At 75.9% G+C, this 21539-nt stretch carries 22 protein-coding genes and 1 tRNA gene; 12 read left to right on the top strand and 11 right to left on the bottom strand.

All coding sequences use genetic code 11. The features are described 5' to 3' along the window. Positions 1–143 precede the first annotated feature (143 nt). The 5 genes from ACYX4T_RS17900 to tatB all read left to right on the top strand — a co-directional run bounded on the left by ACYX4T_RS17900 (position 144) and on the right by tatB (position 4624). Positions 144–2579, top strand: coding sequence for a molybdopterin cofactor-binding domain-containing protein (locus ACYX4T_RS17900; RefSeq protein WP_476010640.1), 2436 nt, complete (start codon positions 144–146; stop codon positions 2577–2579). A gap of 10 nt (positions 2580–2589) precedes the next feature. Next, entirely contained in the window at positions 2590–3066 is a 477-nt protein-coding gene (locus ACYX4T_RS17905; RefSeq protein WP_476010641.1) for a (2Fe-2S)-binding protein, read from the top strand. A gap of 70 nt (positions 3067–3136) precedes the next feature. Beyond that, entirely contained in the window at positions 3137–3412 is a 276-nt protein-coding gene (gene tatA, locus ACYX4T_RS17910; RefSeq protein WP_476010642.1) for a Sec-independent protein translocase subunit TatA, read from the top strand. A gap of 4 nt (positions 3413–3416) precedes the next feature. Further along, complete coding sequence (gene tatC, locus ACYX4T_RS17915) at positions 3417–4319, top strand: twin-arginine translocase subunit TatC (protein WP_476010643.1); 903 nt, start codon at positions 3417–3419, stop codon at positions 4317–4319. Continuing rightward, a complete protein-coding gene (gene tatB, locus ACYX4T_RS17920; RefSeq protein ID WP_476010644.1) occupies positions 4316–4624 on the top strand; it encodes a Sec-independent protein translocase protein TatB in 309 nt (102 codons plus the stop codon). The genes tatC and tatB overlap by 4 nt, the downstream gene beginning before the upstream one ends. Before the next feature lie 2 nt (positions 4625–4626). Here the strand turns inward: tatB and ACYX4T_RS17925 are convergent, their stop codons facing one another. Continuing rightward, the gene (locus tag ACYX4T_RS17925; protein ID WP_476010645.1) at positions 4627–5406 is read right to left on the bottom strand and encodes a hypothetical protein; all 780 of its coding nucleotides are present in this window, start codon (positions 5404–5406) and stop codon (positions 4627–4629) included. 229 nt (positions 5407–5635) lie between these two features. Here ACYX4T_RS17925 and ACYX4T_RS17930 point away from each other — a divergent pair, with 229 nt between their 5' ends. Continuing rightward, positions 5636–5902 (top strand): hypothetical protein, encoded by a 267-nt coding sequence (locus ACYX4T_RS17930; RefSeq protein WP_476010646.1) that lies wholly within the window; start codon positions 5636–5638, stop codon positions 5900–5902. A gap of 97 nt (positions 5903–5999) precedes the next feature. On the opposite strand, the gene ACYX4T_RS17935 is transcribed toward ACYX4T_RS17930, so the two are convergent. From ACYX4T_RS17935 to ACYX4T_RS17945, 3 genes are all read right to left on the bottom strand, one after another. After that, on the bottom strand, positions 6000–7736 hold the full coding sequence (locus ACYX4T_RS17935) for an ATP-dependent DNA ligase (protein ID WP_476010647.1): 1737 nt from the start codon (positions 7734–7736) through the stop codon (positions 6000–6002). A gap of 196 nt (positions 7737–7932) precedes the next feature. After that, positions 7933–8778 (bottom strand): hypothetical protein, encoded by an 846-nt coding sequence (locus ACYX4T_RS17940; protein ID WP_476010648.1) that lies wholly within the window; start codon positions 8776–8778, stop codon positions 7933–7935. After that, a complete protein-coding gene (locus ACYX4T_RS17945) occupies positions 8775–9536 on the bottom strand; it encodes an RNA polymerase sigma factor (RefSeq protein ID WP_476010649.1) in 762 nt (253 codons plus the stop codon). The genes ACYX4T_RS17940 and ACYX4T_RS17945 overlap by 4 nt, the downstream gene beginning before the upstream one ends. Before the next feature lie 107 nt (positions 9537–9643). Here ACYX4T_RS17945 and ACYX4T_RS17950 point away from each other — a divergent pair, with 107 nt between their 5' ends. Next, positions 9644–10261, top strand: a complete 618-nt coding sequence (locus tag ACYX4T_RS17950) for a hypothetical protein (RefSeq protein WP_476010650.1) — start codon at positions 9644–9646, stop codon at positions 10259–10261. Between the two features lie 4 nt (positions 10262–10265). Here ACYX4T_RS17950 and ACYX4T_RS17955 read toward each other — a convergent pair whose 3' ends face one another. Continuing rightward, entirely contained in the window at positions 10266–10508 is a 243-nt protein-coding gene (locus tag ACYX4T_RS17955) for a hypothetical protein (RefSeq protein ID WP_476010651.1), read from the bottom strand. 146 nt (positions 10509–10654) lie between these two features. Here ACYX4T_RS17955 and ACYX4T_RS17960 point away from each other — a divergent pair, with 146 nt between their 5' ends. Together ACYX4T_RS17960 and mftD are read left to right on the top strand one after the other, a co-directional pair. Further along, the gene (locus tag ACYX4T_RS17960) at positions 10655–11725 is read left to right on the top strand and encodes a LacI family DNA-binding transcriptional regulator (RefSeq protein ID WP_476010652.1); all 1071 of its coding nucleotides are present in this window, start codon (positions 10655–10657) and stop codon (positions 11723–11725) included. 127 nt (positions 11726–11852) lie between these two features. Further along, positions 11853–13031 (top strand): pre-mycofactocin synthase MftD, encoded by a 1179-nt coding sequence (mftD, locus tag ACYX4T_RS17965; RefSeq protein ID WP_476010653.1) that lies wholly within the window; start codon positions 11853–11855, stop codon positions 13029–13031. On the opposite strand, the gene ACYX4T_RS17970 is transcribed toward mftD, so the two are convergent. From ACYX4T_RS17970 to ACYX4T_RS17990, 5 genes are all read right to left on the bottom strand, one after another. After that, positions 13028–13720 (bottom strand): potassium channel family protein, encoded by a 693-nt coding sequence (locus ACYX4T_RS17970; protein ID WP_476010654.1) that lies wholly within the window; start codon positions 13718–13720, stop codon positions 13028–13030. The genes mftD and ACYX4T_RS17970 overlap by 4 nt on opposite strands. 10 nt (positions 13721–13730) lie before the next feature. After that, complete coding sequence (locus ACYX4T_RS17975; protein ID WP_476010655.1) at positions 13731–15134, bottom strand: TrkH family potassium uptake protein; 1404 nt, start codon at positions 15132–15134, stop codon at positions 13731–13733. A gap of 63 nt (positions 15135–15197) precedes the next feature. Beyond that, positions 15198–15286 (bottom strand) — tRNA-Ser (locus ACYX4T_RS17980). Between the two features lie 10 nt (positions 15287–15296). After that, complete coding sequence (locus tag ACYX4T_RS17985) at positions 15297–15743, bottom strand: nucleoside deaminase (protein ID WP_476010656.1); 447 nt, start codon at positions 15741–15743, stop codon at positions 15297–15299. Between the two features lie 7 nt (positions 15744–15750). Then, positions 15751–16290 carry a tRNA adenosine deaminase-associated protein gene (locus ACYX4T_RS17990; RefSeq protein ID WP_274233103.1) on the bottom strand — a complete coding sequence of 180 codons (540 nt, stop codon included), beginning with the start codon at positions 16288–16290 and terminating at the stop codon, positions 15751–15753. Between the two features lie 165 nt (positions 16291–16455). Here ACYX4T_RS17990 and ACYX4T_RS17995 point away from each other — a divergent pair, with 165 nt between their 5' ends. The 3 genes from ACYX4T_RS17995 (at position 16456) to ACYX4T_RS18005 (ending at position 20715) form a co-directional block, all read left to right on the top strand. Then, positions 16456–17709, top strand: coding sequence for a M20 metallopeptidase family protein (locus ACYX4T_RS17995; protein WP_476010657.1), 1254 nt, complete (start codon positions 16456–16458; stop codon positions 17707–17709). 156 nt (positions 17710–17865) lie between these two features. Continuing rightward, entirely contained in the window at positions 17866–18846 is a 981-nt protein-coding gene (locus tag ACYX4T_RS18000; RefSeq protein ID WP_476015304.1) for a prephenate dehydrogenase, read from the top strand. A gap of 69 nt (positions 18847–18915) precedes the next feature. After that, the gene (locus ACYX4T_RS18005) at positions 18916–20715 is read left to right on the top strand and encodes an HNH endonuclease signature motif containing protein (RefSeq protein WP_476010658.1); all 1800 of its coding nucleotides are present in this window, start codon (positions 18916–18918) and stop codon (positions 20713–20715) included. Between the two features lie 22 nt (positions 20716–20737). Here the strand turns inward: ACYX4T_RS18005 and ACYX4T_RS18010 are convergent, their stop codons facing one another. Continuing rightward, entirely contained in the window at positions 20738–21445 is a 708-nt protein-coding gene (locus ACYX4T_RS18010; RefSeq protein ID WP_476010659.1) for an ATP-dependent DNA ligase, read from the bottom strand. Positions 21446–21539 lie beyond the last annotated feature (94 nt).

A 21539-nucleotide genomic window follows, 5' to 3' on the forward strand; every position in this document is an offset into this window, starting at 1 on the left:
GCTCCCCACCACTGCGGCGAACGGTCTCTTCCGACTCGCCCGAAGGGACCCACTCCATGCCTGGCAAGCACCACACCGCGCCCCGGCCGCCACGTCGTCCGATCGCGAACAAGAGATCCGCGTCGACGGGTCCCCCGAGCGGCATGCAGCGCCGCCGGTTCCTCGGCTACCTCATCGCCGCCCCGACCCTCGCGGTCGGCGCGAAGCTGGCCGGCGACTCGGTCCTCTCCGCCGAGGCCCTGCCCTCGCCCGCGCCCGAGGTGTCGGAGGTCTACGACCTGTCCGACCTCCTGCTCGACTCGACCCGCCCGACCGCGAACCTGATCACCATCGTGGTCAACGAGGACGGCACCGTCTCGTTCACCATCCCGCGGGCCGAGAGCGGGCAGGGCATCACGACGACGGCGGCGATGCTCATCGCCGAGGAGATGGGCATCGACGTCTCCGACGTCACCGTCGACCTCGCCGACGCGCGACCGGAGCTGCTGTTCAACCAGCAGACCCAGGGCTCGGCGTCGGTCATCTCGATCTACACGCCGGTCCGGGTCGCCGCCGCGCTCGCCCGCGGTCGGCTGGTCGAGGCGGCGGCGACGATCCTCGGCGACGAGGCCGAGAACCTCCGCACCACCGGGGGCCGCGTGCTCTCCACCGCCGGCTCGGGCATCCCGTTCGCCGAGCTGGCCGCGGCCGCGGCGAACGAGGTGACCCGCGAGGCGGTCACCGAGCTCAAGGCCGTCGACGAGTTCGAGATCATCGGCAAGGGGCAGCGCCGCGACGACGTCGTCGCCGCGGTCACCGGGCGCAAGAACTACACGATGGACCTCGACGTCCCCGACGCGCTGCCGACGATGATCGCCCGGCCGCCGACGATCAAGGGCACGGTCGAGTCGGTCAACAACCTCGCCCAGGTCAAGGGCATGCCCGGGGTGACCGACGTCGTCGAGATCTCCACCGACGCCGAGCCCGGTCGCGGGACCACGTCGTCCGCGGTGGCGGTCCGGGCGCGCACCTTCGGGCAGTGCATCGACGCCGTCAACGCCCTGGACATCACCTGGGGCCGCGGCAACGTCGACGGCGAGTCCGACGCCTCGATCCTCGAGCAGCTGCGGGCGGCCGACGCCCCCGCCAACCTGCCCTCGCCCGGGCCGCTGGACGAGGTCGGCGGGCAGCTCCCGCTCGTCACCGAGCCCGTGGGCGACGTCCTCGACGGCGTCGGGGCGGTGGAGACGATCGACCAGGAGTTCGTCTTCTACTGGCGCAGCAACGCCGCCATGGAGCCCAACGTCGCGATCGCGGACGTCCGCGACGGCGAGGCGGAGATCTGGACGCCCAGCCAGATCCCGATCGTCACCCAGACCCAGCTCGCCCAGGTGCTCGACCTGCCCCAGAGCCAGGTCACCGTGCACGTGCCGCGCGGCGGCGGGGCCTTCGGTCGCCGCCTGTTCAGCGACGCCGCCCTCGACGCCGCGCGGGTGTCGAAGGAGATCGGCAAGCCGGTGCGCCTCATGTGGCACCGGGCCGACGAGTGCCGGGCCGGGCGCGTCCACCCGATGTGCATCTCCCGGGTGCGGGCGACCTACAGCCCCACCGCCGGCGAGGTGGTCGCCTTCGAGCAGCGGCAGACGAGCGTCGCCACCGACTACACCGAGTCCTTCGGCGACATGATCACGTCCCAGGCCGCGAAGCTCCCGTTCGCCAACGAGCTCACGCTCTCGCAGACGGTCTTCCTGCTGACCGCGAGCGTCCCCTACGACCTCGGGGCCATCGCGCTGGGCTACAACGAGATCTTCGACTTCGACCGCTTCGCCACCGGCAGCGTCCGCAACCTCAACAACCAGGACTTCCGGCCCGCCCAGGAGCTCGTCGTCGACCAGCTCGCCGCGCGGCTCGGCGAGGACCGCCTCGAGTTCCGGCTCGACCGCGTCGAGGACGAGCGCGCGAAGGCCGCGCTCGAGGCCGTCCGCGACGAGGGCGGCTGGGGCGAGGACCTGCCCGAGGGCGTGGCGCAGGGCGTCGTGGTGCACAACGAGTACAAGGGCACGGTCGCCATCCTCGCCGAGGTCGACACCCGGCCCGCCACGGCCGAGCGGGAGATCCCGGGCGCGACGACCGGGCCGCGGGTCCGCAAGGTCACCGTCGCGGTCGACGTCGGCCTGCCCATCAACCCGCTCGGGCTCAAGGCGCAGATGGAGGGCGGGGTGATGACCGGCATCTCCCACGTCTTCACCGGCAGCCTGCACCTGCGCGACGGCAACTTCCTCGAGGGCAGCTGGGACGACTACCGCTACACCCGGCACTGGAACGCGCCGCCGGAGATCGAGGTGATCGTCATGCCACCGAGCGGCGACCGCCCCGGCGGCGCCGGCGAGCTGGCCGTGGGCGCGGCGACGGCCGCCGTGGCCTGCGCCTACGCGGCCGCCGTCGGCGAGATGCCCACCAGCTTCCCCATCGGCCACACCAAGGACGTCCCGTTCGAGGTCAAGGACTTCGTCCCGCCGCTGCCCCCCTCGCCCACGGACGGTCTGGAGGCGTACCCCGCGCCGTCCGCGGCCGGCCCGGCGTTCAACCCCGCGAGCTGAGGAGCTCCCCATGCCTCCCCGCACCCTCTCCGTCAACGGCCGCCAGGTCACGGTCGACATCGAGGACGACGTCCGCCTGCTCTGGGTGCTGCGCGACGTCCTCGGCATCACCGGGCCCAAGTACGGCTGCGGCATCAACGTCTGCAAGGCCTGCACCAGCCACATCAACGGCCGCGCGTTCAACCCCTGCTCGGTCCCGGTCAGCCGCATCGCGCCCACCGACGAGATCACGACGATCGAGGGCCTGCCCGACACCGTCGGCGCGGACCTGCACCCCATGCAGGAGGCGTGGATCGACCGGGACGTGCCCCAGTGCGGCTACTGCCAGCCCGGCCAGATCATGGCCGCGGTCGACCTCGTCAAGAAGGTCCAGGCCGACGGCGGGTCGATCACCGACGACGACATCGACGAGATCCGCAACATGTGCGCCTGCGGCACCTACGCCCGCATCCGCGAGGCCATCAAGCAGGGCGCCGAGAACATGTGAGCCCGGCTCACCTCCCCTGCCTGTCTCCCTGCCCGTCTCCCCACCCGACTCCCCACCGGAAGGACCCGTCATGACCGGAGCGCTGAGCCCGTCCCACTGGCTGATCATCCTCGTCGTCCTGCTCCTGCTGTTCGGCGCCAAGCGCCTGCCCGACGCCGCCCGCGGCATCGGCCGCTCGCTGCGCATCTTCAAGGCCGAGACCTCCGCACTGGCGGAGGACGACAAGGCTGAGAAGGGCGACAAGGGCGAGAAGGGCACCGCCCCGAAGGCCGTCGAGCCGGCGGTCGCGGAGCCCGCCCCGGTGAACGGGACACCCGTGCGCACCACGAACGGCACGACGGTCTGAGCGCGTGACCACCCTGACGCACCGCCTCGCGCGGTGGTGGCCCGGCCGGCGGCGCCGGGACCCCGAGGCGACGATGTCGGTCCTCGACCACCTCCTCGAGCTGCGGCGGCGGCTGGCGTGGGCGCTGGTCGCGCTCGCGGTCGGGACCGTGGCCGGGTTCGTCTGGTACGAGCACGGGGTGCTGGGCGTGCCGAGCCTCGGCAGCCTGCTCATCGAGCCCTACTGCTCGCTGCCCCCGTCCGCGCGGGCCGGGCTGAACGGCACCGACTGCCGCCTGCTCGCCACGGGCCCGTTCGACCAGTTCCTGCTGCGGGTCAAGGTCGCGGCGACGGCCGGGGTGGTGCTGTCCGCCCCGGGCTGGCTCGGGCAGCTGTGGGCGTTCGTGACGCCCGGGCTCCGTCGTGAGGAGCGGCGCGGCGCCGTGGTGTTCACCGGCACGGCCTCGCTGCTGTTCGCGGGCGGGGCGGTCGTGGCCTACCTCGTCGTGGCCCAGGCGCTCCACTTCCTGCTCGGCATCGGCAACTCGGTGCAGACGACGGCGCTGCGCGGCGACGAGTACTACTCGCTGGTGCTCTCGCTGATGGTGGTGTTCGGCGTCGGCTTCCTGACCCCGCTGGTCGTGGTCATGCTCAACCGGGTCGGCGTCGTCTCCTACCAGCGGCTGGCGAGCTGGCGGCGCGGGATGATCTTCGGTGCCTTCCTCTTCGCGGGGATCGCGACCCCTGGCGGCGACCCGATCTCCATGGCGGTGCTCGGCGCCGCGCTCTGCGTGCTGCTCGAGCTGGCCGTCCAGGTCTGCCGCCTGCACGACCGCCGCCGCGCGCGGCGCGACCCCGGCTGGGCGGACCTCGCCGACGACGAGGCCTCGCCCTGCCCCGACTCCGCCCCGCTCGCGGACGGGAGGTGACCGTGCTCGGTCTCGGCATGGGTGAGCTGGTGCTGCTCGCCCTCATCGGGTTCTTCGTCATCGGGCCGGAGCGCCTGCCCGGCGCCATCCGGTCCCTGGCCCGCATCGCGACGCAGGCCAAGGGGTACGCATCGTCGCTCCGGGAGCAGGTCGACACGGCCGCGGACCTCGCCGAGGTGCGCCGGCAGCTCGACGAGCTGCGGGAGCCGCTGGCCGAGATCCGCTCGGCGGATCCGCGCCGGGCGGTGCGGGAGGCGTTCCGGGACGTCCCGCAGCCGGCGCCCCGGACGCGCACGCGCACCTGAGGTCACGCTCGGGGGCGCCACAGCGCGCCCTCGAGCGCCTCGGGGCTCCCCGCCGGCGCCGCGCGCAGGGCGCCCAGCTCGTCGCGGTGCTCGGCCAGCGCGAGCGCCGAGAGGGCGGCGTCGAACGCGTCCTCGGTGGCCACGACGTCGTCGAGCAGGGCCTCCGGGATGCGCGGGTCGGCGCCCGCCACCTCCCGCCGGGCGGTCGCCGAGCGCTTCACCACCGGCCCGGTGTGCGCGCGCGGGTAGATCTCCACGAGCGTCGCGCGGCCCGCGTCGTCGAACGGCCACACCGCGAACCCCGCCGCGCGCAGCCGCGCGAGGTGCGGCATCCCGCGCAGCGAACCCGTGCCGACCGCACCGGCGCCGCCGACCTGGAAGGTCGAGCGCGGGTCGAGGCCGTCGGCGCGCGCCGCCTCCTCGGTGACGCGGAACCCCGGCCGCGCCGGGTCGAGCGGCGGCCGCGGCGTCGCCCCGCGACCCCAGAACGGCGGGCGGCACGCGCGCAGCCACCGCTCGCCCTCGCGCGCGACGAGGTCCCAGAGCGCGGTGACGTCGGCGCAGCCGTGCTCGCGCGCGAACCAGGCGGGCAGGGCGAACGAGAAGTCGAGCCCCGCCACCAGCGGGCCGTCCGCGGCGCGCTCGCGCAGGAGGTCCGCGACGCCGTCCCGGTCGAGGCCGCCACGGACCGCGAGGAGCCGGCCGGGCTCCGCGGTCGCGACCCGGATGCGCCGGTGGGCCGCCCGCGCGTCGCCCGACCAGTCGACCGCGATGGCCTCCACAGCCCTCCTCCACGCTCGCGCGGCGGTGCCGCTCACCCTGGCCCACCGGCCGCTCGTCGCGTCGTACCCGCCGCTGGTCCCGCCGTACCCGCCACCACGCTTTCCGGTGGCCCTTCGTCGCACCGATTGCCGGACCTCCCCCGACCGGGTTGAGTCCAGCCCGGCCGTTCACCGCAGCTGCAGATGCGACGAACGGTCTTCTTCGTTCCCGCGTTCGCGAGGAGACCTCATGTTCCGACGCACTGCCGCCACCGCCTCGGCGGCGGTCGCCCTCACCGCTGCCGGGCTGCTCGCCGCCGCCCCGCTGGCCGCGGCCGACCCCGTCACCACCGACGACGACACGACGGGGATCAGCCTGCTCGACGACCTGACCGTGCTGCCCGTGCAGGCCTGCGGGGTGGACGCGAGCATCCCCATCCTCTCCGACCTGCTCCAGCCCGAGGACGCCGCGCCCGACGCGTCCTGCGCGATCGTGGACGGCGCCGAGGACGACTGACCGGGACGAGCGCGAGCCCGGGCTCCGGGCGGCCGGAGAGCCGTCCGGCGCCCGGTCCCCGCCTCCTGTGCCCCCGCCTCCCGTGCTCCGGGGCGGGTCAGCCGACAAGGACCCGGCTCGGCGCCTCCGCCGCGGTCACCGCGGGGAGCCGCAGCCGCACCGCCGTGCCCACCCCGGGCCGGGTGTCGACGTGCACGTCGCACTGCGAGCCGAACGTCCCGTGCAGCCGCCGCGAGACCTCGGCGATGCCGCCGTGCCGGCGATCCACCTGGGACGCCGCGCGGGTGGCCTCCGGTCCCATGCCGGCGCCGTCGTCGGACACCGTGATCACGCAGTCGGCACCCGAGCCCGAGGCGAAGACGCTCACCGAGCCCCCGCCCGGCACCGGCTCGATGCCGTGGCGCACCGCGTTCTCCACCAGCGGCGCCACGACGAATGGCGGCACCAGCACGCCGCGGACCTCCGGCGCCACCGCGACCTCGGCGCGCAGCCGCTGCCCGAAGCGCGCCTGCTCGAGGGTGAGGTAGCGCTCGGCGTTGAGGAGCTCGTCGCCGACCGTGGTGAGCTCGCCGCCCGAGCGGAACGAGTAGCGGGTGAAGTCGGCGAACTCGGTGAGGAGCTCCCGGGCTCGTCCCGGGTCGGTGCGGACGTAGGCCGCGATCGCGGTCAGCGTGTTGTGCACGAAGTGCGCCGAGAACCGCGAGCGCAGCGCCGACTCCACGTCCTCGCTCGACGGGGTCGCGACGACGTCGGCGACCCGGGCGGCGGGGCGGGCATCGGCGACCTCGAGGTCGTCGAGCTCCAGGTCGGTGTCGACCACGGGCGCGGAGAGCACCGGCGCGGCGACGGTGGCGGGGTGCGCCGAGCGCAGGCCCTGCCAGACCGGGCGCTCGAGCAGGCCGGTCGCGGTCCAGCGGCGGTGCTCGACCTGCCCGACCAGCCGCGGCGCCAGCCAGTGCACCGTGCCGCCCGCGTCCTCGGGCAGCGGGGTGGCGAACGGGCTCACCGGGCGCTCCAGCCCGCCCAGCAGCCCGTCGAGCTCGCGGCGCGCGGCGGCGGTGACCCCGGTGACGACCCGCCCCGAGTAGCCCAGCCCCGCCTCGCCCGGCACGCCGACGAGCAGCGCTCCCACCGCGTCCGGACGCCCGCGCGCGGGCACCCAGCCGCCGACGACGACGTCCTGGGTGCGCCGCACGGGCGTCTCGATCCAGCTCCGCGAGCGGCGACCGACCTGGTAGGTCGACTCCAGGCGCTTGGCGACGACGCCGTCGAGCCCGTAGCGCCGGGCGGTGTCGACGACGGCGTCGGCGGCGACGCCGGTGAAGAACGGCGGGATCACGACCCTGCTCCCGGAGAGATCGAGCTCGGCGAGGAGCTCGCGGCGCTGGCGGTAGGGCAGCCGGCGCGTCGAGGCGCCGGCCACCTCGAGGACGTCGAAGACGTAGAAGGACACCGGAACCTGCGCCTGGAGCACCTCCGAGGGGTGCGCGACGCGGTGGCGGCGGCGCAGCTTGCCCGCGCTCGGCCGGCCGACCCCGTCGAGCGCGACCACGACCCCGTCGAGCACGAGGCCCGCGGTGTTGGTCCACGGCGCGGTGACGCCGAGCTCCGGGAAGTGGGACGTGACGTCGCGGCCCGCGTCGGTGACGAGGCGCAGCCCGTCGGGACCCGTGCGCGCGAGGCAGCGCAGCCCGTCCCACGCGAACTCGAACGCCCACCCGGCGCCGCGCGGGACGTCGCCCGCGCTCGCGAGCATCGGGCGCCCGGGCGAGGCCTCCCCCACGCCCCCGGCGGCACCCGCCAGGCCGGAGACGAGGGTCGCCACGTCCGTCATCGGCGCCCCTCCCCGACCCGTCGCGCTGCCGTACCGGCGAGGTGATCGCCGGCACGGTCCACGGTAGACGCGCACCGCGACGCTGACACCGTCGTCGCCGACGCGGCGCGCGCGGACTGCGACCGGGGACCACCGAGCGGCGACGAACGGTGGAACGGCGCGTGGCGAGCGGGTCACACCCCGCCCGGGGAGGGTCTCAGCCCGCCACCAGACCGACGGCGACGACCGTCGACGGCCGGGCCGGCACCGGCCCGCTGGCCTCGACGGACACCGCCCAGCCGCGCGGCGCGGGCGCCCCGGGAGCAGGCCCCGGCGCCCCCTCGCCCGCCGCGCCGAGCGGGCGTGTCACGCCGTCGTCCGGATCCATGACCGCCACCGCCTCCGGCGCGTTGCCGGGCAGACCGGTGGCCCACACGACGTAGTCGCGGGCGTTCCCGGTCGGCGGGAGGTCGAGCGCGACGAGACGGACGCCGGCGGCGGGGTCGCCGGGGTCGAGCAGGACGGCGACCGGCGCGCCGGTCTCGCCGCGCAGGACGGTGGCGCGCACACCCGGGTCGGCGACGCGGGCGTCGGCGACCACGCGGTCGGCCCGGTCCTCCGTCGCGGTGGCCGGCGTCTCGGGCGTCGGCGAGCGCGTGGGCAGCACGCCGCCGGCGACGACCAGGACCAGCCCCAGCACGACGGCGGCGACGAGCGCGCCCGCCGTGGCGAGGACCGGTCGGCGGCGGGTGGGCGGCGCGGTGGGCGGCGGGGTGGTCTGTGAGGTGGTCTGTGCGGTGGTCGGGTGCGCGGCGGGTGCCGGGAGCGGCTCCGGCCCGCGCTCGTCCCGGGCGGTGTCGAGGAGCCGGTCGCGCAGCGCGGGCGGCGGGTCGGACTGCGGCACCGCGGCGCCGAGGGCGGCGACGACCTCCGTCGCCTCGGCCAGGGTCCGGCGGCACGCCGCGCAGTGCGCGAGGTGGGCCCGGAACGCGAGGTCCTCCTCGGGCTCGAGCGCCGAGAACGCGGCGCCGAGGGCGTCGGCGCGCAGGTCGCAGGTGCTCACGGCAGGTCCCCGAGCGCGTCGGCCGCCGACGTGCCCAGCACCGGACCGAGCAGCACGCGCAGCCGTGCGACGCCGGCGAACATGCGGGACTTGACGGTGCCGATCGGGACACCGGTGAGGCTCGCGACCTCGCGCTGCGAGTAGCCGCCGTAGTAGGCGAGGCCCAGGGCGGTGCGCTGCTCGGTCGGCAGGCGGTGCAGGGCGGCGCGCACCTGCTCGCCGATCACCGCGCCCAGCGCCTGCCGTGCCGCCGACGGCCCGCCCGCCGGGACCCCCTCGTCGGGCTCACCGGTGGTCGGATGGTGACGGCGCCGTGTGGCCTCGCGGCGCACGGCGTCGACGGCCTTGTGGTGCACGAGCGTCATCAGCCAGCCCGCGACCGTGCCGCGCGACGGGTCGAAGCGGGCGGGGTCGCGCCACAGGACGAGGAACACCTCCTGGACGACGTCCTCCGCGAGCCCGTCGTCACCGCAGATCCGCCGCGCGAGCGAGTACGCCGGGCGCCCGTAGCGCTGGTAGAGCTCGTCGAGCGCCGCCTGCTCGCGCCCGGCCAGGCGGGCGACCACGGCGGCATCGACGCTGGCCGGGGCGTCGGCCTCGGTCTCGGCGGCGGTCCCGGCGGCGGTCCCGGCGTCGGTCCCGGCGTCGGTCCCCGCGGCGGTCCCGGCAGCGCTGCCGGCATCGATCCCGGTGTCGGTCTCCACCTGCACCTCCGCCTCCACTGCGGCGGTGTCCGCCGGCATCACGGGCAGGGCCACGCGTCCACCTCCTCGTCGGTTCCGGGCATCGTTCGCCCGCGGGTCGTCGACGGTTCGGCCGATGGGAGGAACTGCTCGGGCGCACCGCGGCCGGCACCGGGGACCCCTTGTCCGGCCGCAGCGGCGCCCACCGGGGTGCGCTGGTGGAGCCGGGCGGGCCGGCGACGGGGTTGGACATCGACCGCCGCGAGGTGGTGTGGGCCGACCTCGCCCCGCGGCTCTACGCCCACGCGGCCGCCGCGCAGTGGGACCCGGCGACCGCGGTCGGCTGGGACGCCGCTCCCGCCGAACCGGTGCCCGACGACGTCGAGGCCGCCGTGGTGCAGGTGATGACCTACCTCGTCGAGCACGCCCCCGACCCGGTCACCGCCCGGATCACCCACCTCGCCCGCGTGGACGAGGCGCGGCACGTGGCGTTCGGCGTCGCGCACCTCGAGCACCAGAGCACGCTCGACCCGTCGCTGCGCGGCGCGCTGCGCACGGCGATCGAGCGGCGGCACGACGCGCTGGTCGACACCGCCGGCCTCAACGCGGACGTGTTCGACGCCCTGGTCCTGCTCGCCGCCGGGTCGTGGGCGCCGGCGGCGATCGCGCGCGGGTACGACCGCGTCCAGGAGCTGCACCGCGCCATGGACGAGGGCCGCCGCGGGCGGCTGGCGCGGCTGGGCTTCCCGCCCGACGAGGCCGCCGAGCTCTCGGCCCTGCACACGCGTAACTTCATGTAGGCGCTCAGGCGACGAGCGCGGCCTGCAGGTCGTCCCGGGCGTGCTCGAGGGCGCGCAGCCGCCGGCCCCGGGCGGGCACGTGCTCGTCGGCGAGCAGGGCGGCGATCTCGGCCTCGACGGCGCGGAGCCGTTCGCGGGCCGCGGCCCGGGCGACGACCCGCTCGGCCTCGCGCGCCACCTCCCGCGCGGCGGCGCTGCGCCAGGTGTCGCGGTCGGCCAGGTCCCGCCAGCTCCGTGGGAGTCGCATGTCCCCTCCTCCTGTCGTCACGGCTACTAAACCGGTTCAAAGCGCGGACGCGCAAGGGGTGCCGGGACGTCGATCGGGATGTGGTTGAACCGGTTCATCTCCTCGTCGGCTCCCGGCCACCCCGCGGGACACGGGAGAATCGGGGCGTGCAGACCGACGGACGCCGGGGTGGGCGGGTCACCCTCGCGACCGTCGCCGACGCCCTGGGCGTCTCGCGGGCGACCGTGTCCAACGCCTACAACCACCCCGAGCGGCTGAGCCCCCGGCTGCGCGACCGGGTCCTCGACACCGCCCGCGCGCTGGGCTACGCCGGCCCGCACCCGCTGGCCGCGACGCTGTCGCGCGGGCGGGTCAACGCCCTGGGCCTCGTCTACGACGACCCGATGTCGTTCGCGTTCAGCGACCCGGCGGCGGTGCTGTTCCTGCAGGGGGTCAGCGAGGTCTGCGAGAACGAGGACCTCGCGCTCGTGCTCATCAGCGGCGGGCCGGCCGGCGCGGTCGCGCGCGTGGCGCTGGTCGACGCCGTCATCTGCTACTGCGACGTGCCGATCGAGGGCAAGCTCGCGGCGATCGTCGACCGCGGCCTGCCCTTCGTGGTCGTCGACGGGCCGCGGCTGCCCGGCGCGGGGCACGTCGGGATCGACGACCGCCGGGGCGCCGCGTCCGCCGCCCGCCACCTGCTCGACCTCGGCCACACCCGCCTCGGTGTCGTCGCCCTGCCGATCGTCGACGACGAGTGGGAGGGCGCCGCCGACCTCGACCGCCAGGCCCGTGCCCATTACCGCGCCGCGCGCGAACGCCTCGTCGGATACCGGGAGGCCGCCGAGGCGGCCGACCTGACCTGGACCGACGTGCCCGTGGAGGAGCGCTCGCCGTACGGGCGCGACGCGGGCCGCCGCGCGGCGGCCGCGCTGCTCGCCCGCCGGCCCCGCCCCACCGCGCTGCTGGCGATGAGCGACGAGCTGGCCCTCGGCGCCATGGCCGCCGCGGAGGACGCCGGGCTGTCGGTGCCGGGCGACGTGTCGATCGTCGGCTTCGACGACGTCCCGGCCGCCGCCGACGCCCACCCGGCCCTGACGACGGTGCGCCAGCCGCACCGCGAGAAGGGCCGGCGCGCGGCGGCCCTGCTGCTGCGCCCGGGCACCGTCGACGACGAGCACCGCCTGCCCGTCGAGCTCGTCGTGCGCGCCTCCACCGGCCCGCCGCCCCGCTCCTGAGCAGGTCCGAGCGCAGGTCCGGCCCCCTCCGTTCGGGCAGCCCCGGACCGTCCGCGCAGACACCGTGCGCCGCGCCACGCGCCGGTACGGTGCTCGGGGAGCGAGTCACGCGCGGAGAAGGGTCCTCATGGCTGGTCAGTGGTTCGAGTCCGTGGCCGAGGCGCAGCGGCGCGCCCGCAAGAGCCTCCCGAAGTCGGTGTACGGCGCGCTGGTCGCCGGCAGCGAGGCCGGCGCGACGCTCGAGGACAACGTCAACGCCTTCCGCGAGCTGCAGTTCCTGCCGCACGTGTGCGACCTGCCGTTCGAGAAGGACCTGACGACCACCGTCATGGGCCAGGACATCTCGATGCCGGTGATCGTCTCCCCCACCGGGGTGCAGGCGGTCAACCCGGAGGGCGAGGTCGCGGTCGCGCGCGCGGCGAAGAACGCGGGCACGGCGATGGGCCTGTCGTCGTTCGCCAGCCGGTCGATCGAGGACGTCGTCGCGGCCAACCCGACGACCTTCTTCCAGATGTACTGGGTGGGCGACCGCGAGACCCTCGCCGCCCGCGCCGAGCGGGCGAAGTCCGCCGGCGCCAAGGGCCTCATCGTCACCCTCGACTGGTCGTTCTCCCACGGCCGCGACTGGGGCAGCCCGTCCATCCCGGAGAAGATGGACTGGAAGACGATCCTCAAGTACATCCCCGAGGGCGCGACCCGGCCGAAGTGGGGCCTCGCGTTCCTGCGCTCGGGCAAGATCCCCGACCTCACGGTCCCGAACATCCCCACGCAGGGCGAGCAGGCACCGACGTTCTTCGGCGCCTACGGCCAGTGGATGTTCACCCCGCCCCCCACCTGGGCCGACGTCGCGTGGTTGCGCGAGCAGTGGGGCTCGGACCTGCCGTTCTGCGTCAAGGGCATCACCCGCATCGACGACGCCAAGCGCGCGGTCGACGCCGGCGCCACGGCGATCCAGGTGTCCAACCACGGCGGCAACAACCTCGACTCCACCCCGGCGCCGATCCGCGTGCTGCCCGGCATCGTCGACGCCGTCGGGCGCGACGTGGAGGTCATCCTCGACGGCGGCATCCGCCGCGGCAGCGACGTCGTCAAGGCCCTCGCGCTCGGGGCCCGCGCCGTCGCCATCGGCCGCGCGTACCTCTGGGGCCTCGCCGCGGCCGGCCAGCCGGGCGTCGAGAACGTCTTCGAGATCCTGCGCGGCGGCATCGGCTCGGGCCTGATGGGGCTCGGCAGGTCGTCGGTGCACGACCTCGTGCCCGAGGACCTCATCATCCCGCCGAACTTCACCCGCCAGGCCGTCTCCTAGGTGGTGCCGACGCGCTCGGCGAACCCCTCCACCGCCGCGACGGGCCCCGAGACGATCAGCAGGTCGTCGGCGCCCACGACCGTGTCGTGGGTGGTGTAGGCGAACGTCCCGCCCGGCTTCTTCACGGCCACGACGGTGATGCCGTGGCGCCGCCGCAGGGCGGCCTCGGACAGGGACCGCCCCGCGAGGTCGTCCGGCACCCCGCTCTTGATCATCGCGAAGTCCTCGTCGAACTCGATGTAGTCGAGCATCCGGCCGGTCACCAGGTGTGCCGTGCGCTCGCCCATGTCGAACTCGGGGAGCACGACGTGGTGGACCCCGATGCGCCCGAGGATGCTCGCGTGGGCGCGGCTCGTGGCCTTGGCCCAGATGTTCGGGATGCCGAAGTCGACCAGGACCGCCGCGGTGAGCACGCTCGCCTCGAGGTCCGACCCGATCCCGACGACCGCGCGCGAGCAGTGGTGCACGTCGAGCTGCCGCAACGCCTCGCGGTCGGTGGTGTCGACCGTCGCGGTGTGGGTCAGCTCGTCGGACAGGCGCTGCACGACGTTCGGGTCGCGGTCGAGGGCGAGCACCTCCTCGCCGCGGCGCACGAGCTCCTCGGCCAGCGAGGTGCCGTACCGCCCCAGACCGAGCACCACGATCCAGCGCGAGCCCCCGGCCCGCGGCGGCCTCTGTCCCCAGCTCATCGTCCGTCCCCTATCCGATGATCGGTCGTTCCTCGGGGCGCTCGTAGCGCCGCGCCCGGTCTCGCAGGGCCAGCGCCGACGCCAGCGTGATGGGCCCGAGCCGGCCCAGGAACATCAGCGCCACCAGCACGAGCAGGCCGCCCGGCGGGATGTCCGCGGTGATGCCGGTGGACAGGCCCACCGTCCCGATGGCCGAGATGGCCTCGAAGAGCACCACGTCCAGCGTCATCCCGGTCTGGAGCAGCAGGGTCAGGGTGCCGGTGACGACGAGCGTGACGGCCAGGGCGCTCACGACGAGGGCCTGCCGGACCGCCTCGGCCGGGACGCGCCGGCCCAGGAGGTGGATCGTGGGCTCGCCGCGCGCCTCGGCGATCACCGCACCGGCCAGCAGCGCCACGGTCGTCACCTTGATGCCGCCCGCCGTGCCGGCCGATCCCCCACCGATGATCATCAGCACGTCGTGGACCAGCAGCGTGCCCGGCGTGAACCCGCCGACGTCGACGACGTTGAACCCCGCCGTCCGCGGCATGACGCCGCTGGTGAGCCCGGCGAGCAGCTTCTCCCCGACGGGCAGCGGCCCGAGGGTGGCGGCGTTGCCCCACTCCAGCGCGGTGATCGCGGCGACGCCGAGCACCAGCAGCAGGCCGTAGGTGATCACCGTGAGCCGCACGTGCAGGCTCGCCTGCCGCTGCCCGCGGCGCCGGGCGGCGCGCAGGCGGCGCCCGATCTCGAAGAGCACGGGGAACCCGATCCCGCCCAGTACGACGGCGAGGACGATCGGCAGCTGGATGAACGGGTCGCCGACGAACCGCACCAGGCTGTCCGCGTACAGGCCGAAGCCGGCGTTGTTGAACGCGGAGATCCCGTGGAAGACGCCGAGCCAGAGCGCGTGGCCGGGGTCGGGAGTGTAGGCGGTGAACCGCGCGGCCAGCGCGAGGGAGACGACGAGCTCGATCCCGAGGCTGACCAGCACCACCCGCCGGACGACGGACCGGGCGTCGGAGAGCCCCGAGGCGTGGGACTCGCTCTGGGTGCGCAGCTGCATCCGCAACCCGACCTGGCGCGTCACCAGCAGGGCCAGCAGCGCCGACAGGGTCATGATCCCGATCCCGCCGACCTGGATCAGCGCGAGGATCGTCACCTCGCCGAACGCCGACCAGTGCCCGGCCGTGTCCACCACGACCAGGCCCGTGACGCACACGGCGGAGGTGGCGGTGAACAGGGCCGTGACGACGTCGGTGCCGACGCCGGCCTCGTGCGCGACCGGCAGGCGCAGCAGCACGGTCCCCATCGCGATCGCGGCGGCGAAGCCGACGACCACCGCCCGCGCCGGGTGGCCCACGGTGAACCGCAGCGCGGTGCCGACCCGCGTCACCGCACGACCGAGCGGGCCGTGCCGAGCGATCACCCGCACCCGCTGACGGTAGCCGGGCCGGGGCCGGACGGCCGACATCCCCCGCGGACGGGGGAGCCGGCGTGGCGGTAGCGGTGGGATTCGAACCCACGGTGGGCAGAACCCACACGCGCTTTCGAGGCGCGCTCCTTTGGCCGCTCGGACACGCTACCGCCGACAAGGCTACGGGACCGCTCCCCGGCACTGACGACCGGGCCAGCCCTCGACCATGAGTGCTGCGCACTCGGCCTCCCGCACACCGCCGAGGACCTCGGGACGGTGGTTGAGCCGCCGGTCGCGCACCACGTCCCACAGCGACCCGACCGCCCCGGTGCGCGGCTCCCAGGCCCCGAACACGATCCGGTCCACCCGGGCCAGGACCGCGGCGCCGGCGCACATCGTGCAGGGTTCGAGGGTCACGACGAGCGTGCAGCCGCCCAGGCGCCATCCGTCGCCGTGACGCGGTGCCGCCGCGCGCAGGGCCAGGACCTCGGCGTGTGCGGTGGGGTCGCCGGTGGCCTCGCGGGCGTTGGCGGCGGCGGCGAGCTCGCGCCCGTCGGCGTCGACCACGACCGCGCCGACGGGCACGTCGTCACCCGCGGTCCGGGCGACCTCGAGCGCCCGGCCCATCCACGCCTCAGGTCCCAGCGGTCTCCACGACCTTGGCCAGTTCGTCGGCGAAGCCGCACCGGCGGGCGATCGCCGTGAGCTGCTCGTCCGGGTAGAGGTCGATCTCCTCGACGAGCACCGCGAGCTCGTCCGCGGGGACGCCGAGGTCGGCGAGCATGCCGAGGTCGCCCTCGGGCCAGGGGTCGTCGTCGGCCTCGTCCTCGTCGGGGACCTCGAGGCGCAGGAGGTCGAGCACGTCGGCGGCGACGTCGTAGTCGAGCGCCGCGACGGCGTCGGAGAGCAGCAGCGCCACCCCGCCCGGCGTCGGGCGCACGAGGACGAAGAACTCGTCGTCGACGTCGAGCAGGCCGAGCACCGCGCCGGTGGAGCGCAGGCCGCGCAGGGCGCTGATGGCCGCGTCGAGGTCGGCCAGGCTGTCGCGGTCCATCGCGACGGCGCGCCAGCGGCCCTCCTCGCGCGTCACCGCCACGGCCCACCCGTCGAGGGGCGCGACGGTGCCGGCGCCCCCGCGTGTCGCGGCGGAGCCTCCGGGGCCCTGACCTGCCATGCCACTACGGTAGGTGGGGGTGGGGTCTGCGTGGAAGTCCGACGAGGTCACGGGCGCCGGGCGGTCGTCGGCGCACTGCCTCCGGGCATCCGGGGGGTCGCCGGCGGGTGAACGGCCGGTGCGCGCACGCCGCGAGGACACGACGGGGGTGCCAGGATCGGACGGGTGACGGCTCCGGAGCGGCGAGCGGGGGGTCGCCGGGCGGCTCACCGCGCGCCCGAGCGGGCACTCCTCGCCGAGGCCCGCGCACTGCAGCCCCGCACGCTCGCGCTGCGCCGGGTCCTGCACCGCAACCCCGAGGTCGGGCTGACGCTCCCGGTCACCCAGGCGGCGGTGCTCTCGGCGCTGCGCGAGCTGCCCCTGGAGATCGACACCGGACGTGACTGCAGCTCCGTCACCGCCGTCCTGCGGGGCGCCCGCCCCGGCCCGACCGTGCTCGTGCGCGCCGACATGGACGCGCTCCCGATGACCGAGGACTCCGGGGTGCCGTTCGCCTCGGAGACCGACGGCGCCATGCACGCCTGCGGCCACGACCTGCACACCGCGATGCTCGCCTCCGCCGCGCGGCTGCTGAGCGAGCGCCGGGAGCGCCTCGCCGGCACCGCGGTGTTCATGTTCCAGCCGGGCGAGGAGAGCGCCCACGGCGCGCGCACGATGATCGACGAGGGCCTGCTCTCGGCGGACGGGCCGGGCGGCGTGCCGGAGTCGGCGGTGGCCCTGCACGTCACCTCGCGCCTCGCGGCCGGCACGCTGCAGACGCGCCCCGACTCGATCATGGCGTCGTCCGACGACCTGCACGTGCGCGTCACCGGGCGCGGCGGCCACGCCTCGGCGCCGCAGGACGCGCTCGACCCGGTACCCGCGGCCGCGGCAATGGTCGGGGCGCTGCACACGATGATCACGCGACGGGTCAGCGCCTTCGACCCCGCCGTGCTCACCGTCGCCCACATCAGCGCCGGCACCACGACCAACGTCATCCCGGAGACCGCCCTGCTCGAGGGCACGGTGCGCACGCTGGCCGAGGAGACCCGCTCGCGGGTGCTGGAGGAGATCCGGCAGGTCTGCACCGGCGTCGCCGCGGCCTACGGCTGCGACTGCGACGTGCACATCGAGGCCGGCTACCCCGTGACCGTCAACGACCCGGACGTCGCCGAGCGCGTCGCCGACGTGGGGCGCTCGGTGCTCGGGTCGCGCTTCGTCGAGCCCATGCCGGACCCGATCATGGGCTCGGAGGACTTCTCCTACGTGCTCGGCCGCGTGCCCGGCGCGCTGGCGTTCCTCGGCGCCTGCCCGCCCGAGGTCGACCCGGCCGAGGCCCCGCCCAACCACTCCAACCGTGTCGTGTTCGACGAGGACGCCATGGTCGCCGGGGTGGCCCTGTACTCGGGGTACGTCCTGGACGCCCTGCGGGCGCGCTGACCTGCACGCGGCGACCCGTTCGGGCGCACCTCCCTCACTCTCCCGGGTCGCCCTACCCTCGCTCGCGTGGATGCCGACACCGAAGCCGTGGAGTCCGCCCTGGCCTCGAGCGGTGGGTCGGCCGGGGCCACCCTGGCCGCCGCCCAGCAGCGTCCGGTGTGCGTCGTCGGGCTCGGCCTGATCGGGGGCTCGCTGCTGCGCGCCGCCACCGACGCCGGGCGGCGCACCTGGGGCGCCTCCGCCTCGACGACCACCGCGGAGAAGGCCGCCGCCGACGGCTACGACGTCGCCGCGTCGGTCGACGAGGCGCTGGCCCGCGCCGCCGTCGAGGACGCGCTGGTCGTGCTCGCGGTGCCGCTGACGGCGCTCGACGACGTGCTCGCGACCGTCGCCCGGGAGGCGCCGCGGTGCCGTCTGACCGACGTCACCAGCGTGAAGGTGCCCGTGGCCGAGGCCGTCGCCCGCCGCGCGCCCGCGACCCGCTTCGTCGGGGGCCACCCGATGACCGGCACCGAGTTCTCCGGCTGGGACGCCGGCTCGTTGCAGCTGTTCCACGAGAAGGTCTGGGTCGTCGCGACCGAGGACGACGCCGACCTCGAGGTGTGGGTCGACGTCGCCGCCCTCGCGCTCGCGTGCGGCGCCGTCGTCGTGCCGGCCGCCGCCGACGAGCACGACCTCGCCGTCGCCCGCATCTCCCACCTGCCGCACCTGTTCGCCGCCGTGCTCGCGGCCGTCGGGGCCGACGGCGGCGAGCTCGCCCTGGCCCTGGCCGCCGGCTCGTTCACCGACGGCACCCGGGTCGCGGCCACCCGCCCCGAGCTCACCGCGGCGATGTGCGAGGGCAACCGCTCCGCCCTCCTGTCGTCGCTCGACGACGCCCTGGGCCGCCTCGGGGCGGCGCGGGGCTCGCTGGCCTCGACCGGGGGCCTGCTGGCGACGCTCTCGGCGGGCCACGACGGGCGGACCGCGCTCGACGGCGCGCGGAGCGCCCGCCGCGAGGTCCGCATCGACCTCGAGGGCACACCGGCGGAGTTCCTCGAGGAGATGCGCGAGCTCGGCCGGACCGGCGGGCGCGTCATCGGCTGGACCTCCGAGGCCCTCGACGCCGCCGACGAGGCGATGGGGATCGAGGGGTAGCACCCCGTCCCGGGGTCGTCTCGCGGAAACGGGCCCGCGCTGTCGGGGTCGGCGGCTAGCATCGAACACGTGTTCGAAGGATTCGTCGACGAGACGGCCGGTCCCCGCGTGGTGGGCCTGGCCGACCTCGCCCCGGGGACCGAGCTGGCCGACCACCTGCTGGCCGCCGAGCTCCTGGCGCCGACCGCCGCGGCCGGCGACCACTCGCCGGCGGGCGAGCTGGCGTGGCAGGTCGAGTCCGCCGAGGGCCTGGCCCGGCTCGAGGGCTGGTCGCGGATGACCGCGTGGGTCCAGGCGCAGGAGATGATCTCGATCGAGGCGCTGGTGTCCCGCGCGGTCGACCGGGCGGAGCAGCGGCCACCGGGCACGCTGCTCGACGACGCCGTGGGCAGCGTGGGCGCGGAGGTCGACTCGGTGGTCGCCGAGCTCGCGCTGGTCTGGCAGGTCGCCCAGCGCACCGCCGCCCGGCGGGTCGACGAGGCGGTCAGCCTGGTCAGCGGCCTGCCGCTGTTCGTCGAGGCGATGCTCGACGGGCGCCTGGGGCTCGCCCACGTCCGCGCGGTCGGCGGGGTCCTGCTCGACCTCGACCCCGAGCTGCGCGAGCGCCTCTGCCGCGACCTGCTGGAGGGCACGTCGGTCGGTCGGCCCCTCGCCCGCACGCCCGCCCAGCTGGCGGGGTCCGCCCGCCGGGCGGCGGTGCGCCTCGACCCGTCCAGCGCCCGCCGCCGCGAGCGCGCCGCGGTGCGGGAGCGCGGGGTCCACCTCGGTGCGGAGGACCACGGCATGGCCACCGTCACCGCCTACCTGCCGGCCGCCGAGGCGCTGCTGCTCTACCGCACCCTCGACGCCCACGCGCGCGGCGCCGACCCGGTCGACCCCGAGCCCACGAGCGTCGAGGACGGCGACCGCACCCCCGACGCCCGGCGCGCCGACGCCCTGTGCGACCTCGTGGCCCTGGGCGCCCTCGCGGCCGCCGGCGCGGAGCCCGCGGGCCCCGACCGTCCTGACGGTCACGAGGACGAGCATCCCGACGGGGCCGGTGGGGAGGCCCGGGCGGGCGACGCCGCCGAGGCTGCCGGAGCCACCGCCGCTGCTCCCGAGGAGGGATCCGCCGCCGGTCGCGACGGCTCCGCCGCACCGACCAGCGCTCGCGATCGCTCAGGAGCCGGACCCGTGGGGCCAACCGCCGCCGGCGACCGGCCGGCTGCCGGCCCGACGAGGCCGACCGAGACTCCGCGGTCGGCGACACCGACCCGCGCCCCGGCCGGCCGCCGACGCGACGTCCAGATCCGGGTCGTGGTCCCGGCCGACACGCTCCTCGGGCTCGACGACCGTCCCGGCGAGCTGGTCGGCTACGGCCCGATCACCGCGGACACGGCGCGGGCCCTGGCGGCGGCGGGCGACGCGACCTGGCGACGGGTCCTCACCGACCCGGCGACGGGGGCTGTCCTCGACGTCGGTCGCCAGCGCTACCGACCACCGGCGGCGATGGCCGAGCACGTACGCAACCGCGACCTGACCTGCACCTTTCCCGGCTGCCGCGTGCCGGCGCAGGCGTGCGACCTCGACCACCTCGTTCCCTACGGACCCGACGAGGGCGACGGGCGCACCGCCGCCGACAACCTCGGCCCCGAGTGCCGGCACCACCACCGGATCAAGCACCTACCGGGGTGGGCCGTAGCGCGAGGCCCGGACGGCTCGGTCCTCTGGACCACGCCGACGGGCCGTCGCTACCGCACCGTCCGCCCGGTCCTCCTGCCGGCGACGGCGGATGCGCGCTCCTCGGTCACCAGGGGCCGGCCGGACGATCCCCGCGAGCGCGGGCACCGCGCTCCGACCGGAGGCCACGACGATGATCCGCCGACGTGACGCCGCCCCCGCGGGGCACTCGTCAGAAGAGCGTGTCGTGCTGCGGCGTGCGCTCGCGCCGCGCGTGCCGGGGCCGGCGGGACGCGGGAGGGGCTGCGGGCGGGCCGACGGGCTGGGCGGCGGTCGGGCCGGTCGGGACCTGGGGCGCGGTGGGCACCGGGGTGGGGCTGGTCGCGAGGGTCGGGTCCACCCGCACCCAGTCGCCGCCCGACTCGCCGGAGCGGTACGGCGTGCCGCGACGCTTGGCGATCACCCCGGACAGCCGCTGCGCGACCACGCCGGACAGCAGGGCGGGGCCGTCGTCGTACGCCGGGCTGATCTGGATGCGGGTGGTGCGCGAGAGGTCGAGGCGCGTCAGCACGGCCCGGCGCTCCTCGAGCGGGCGCGGGTCGAGCGGCACGCCGTAGAGGCGCATGACGTCGTAGACCATGAACACCGCCGGCCGCTCGCGGGCCAGCGCGCGGGCGCGGCCGGCGTCGGCGACCCGCAGGCGCTCGCCCAGCGCGTCGGCGGACGGGCTGCCGCCGTCGAGCATCACCGCCTCGCCGTCGAGCAGGCCGTCGGCGACGGCGTCGACGAGGCCGCCGAACTCGGGGAACCGGTCGGTGACGTCCTCGCCGTCGGCGGTGCGGAGCGTCAGCTCGCCCTGGTCGACGTCGGCGAGCAGGCGGACGCCGGCCCAGTCGACCTCGTAGCTCCACGCACCGTCGACCGGCAGTTCGCCGGGCACGGGGAGCATCGGACGCACCGGACCATCGTGCCCCCGCCCTCCGACAACGTCGCGGACCGGGGTCGGCGCGTCGTCAGCAGGGATGACTGGGACA

It is taken from the genome of Actinomycetospora sp. ABD4_176 (assembly GCF_056311855.1).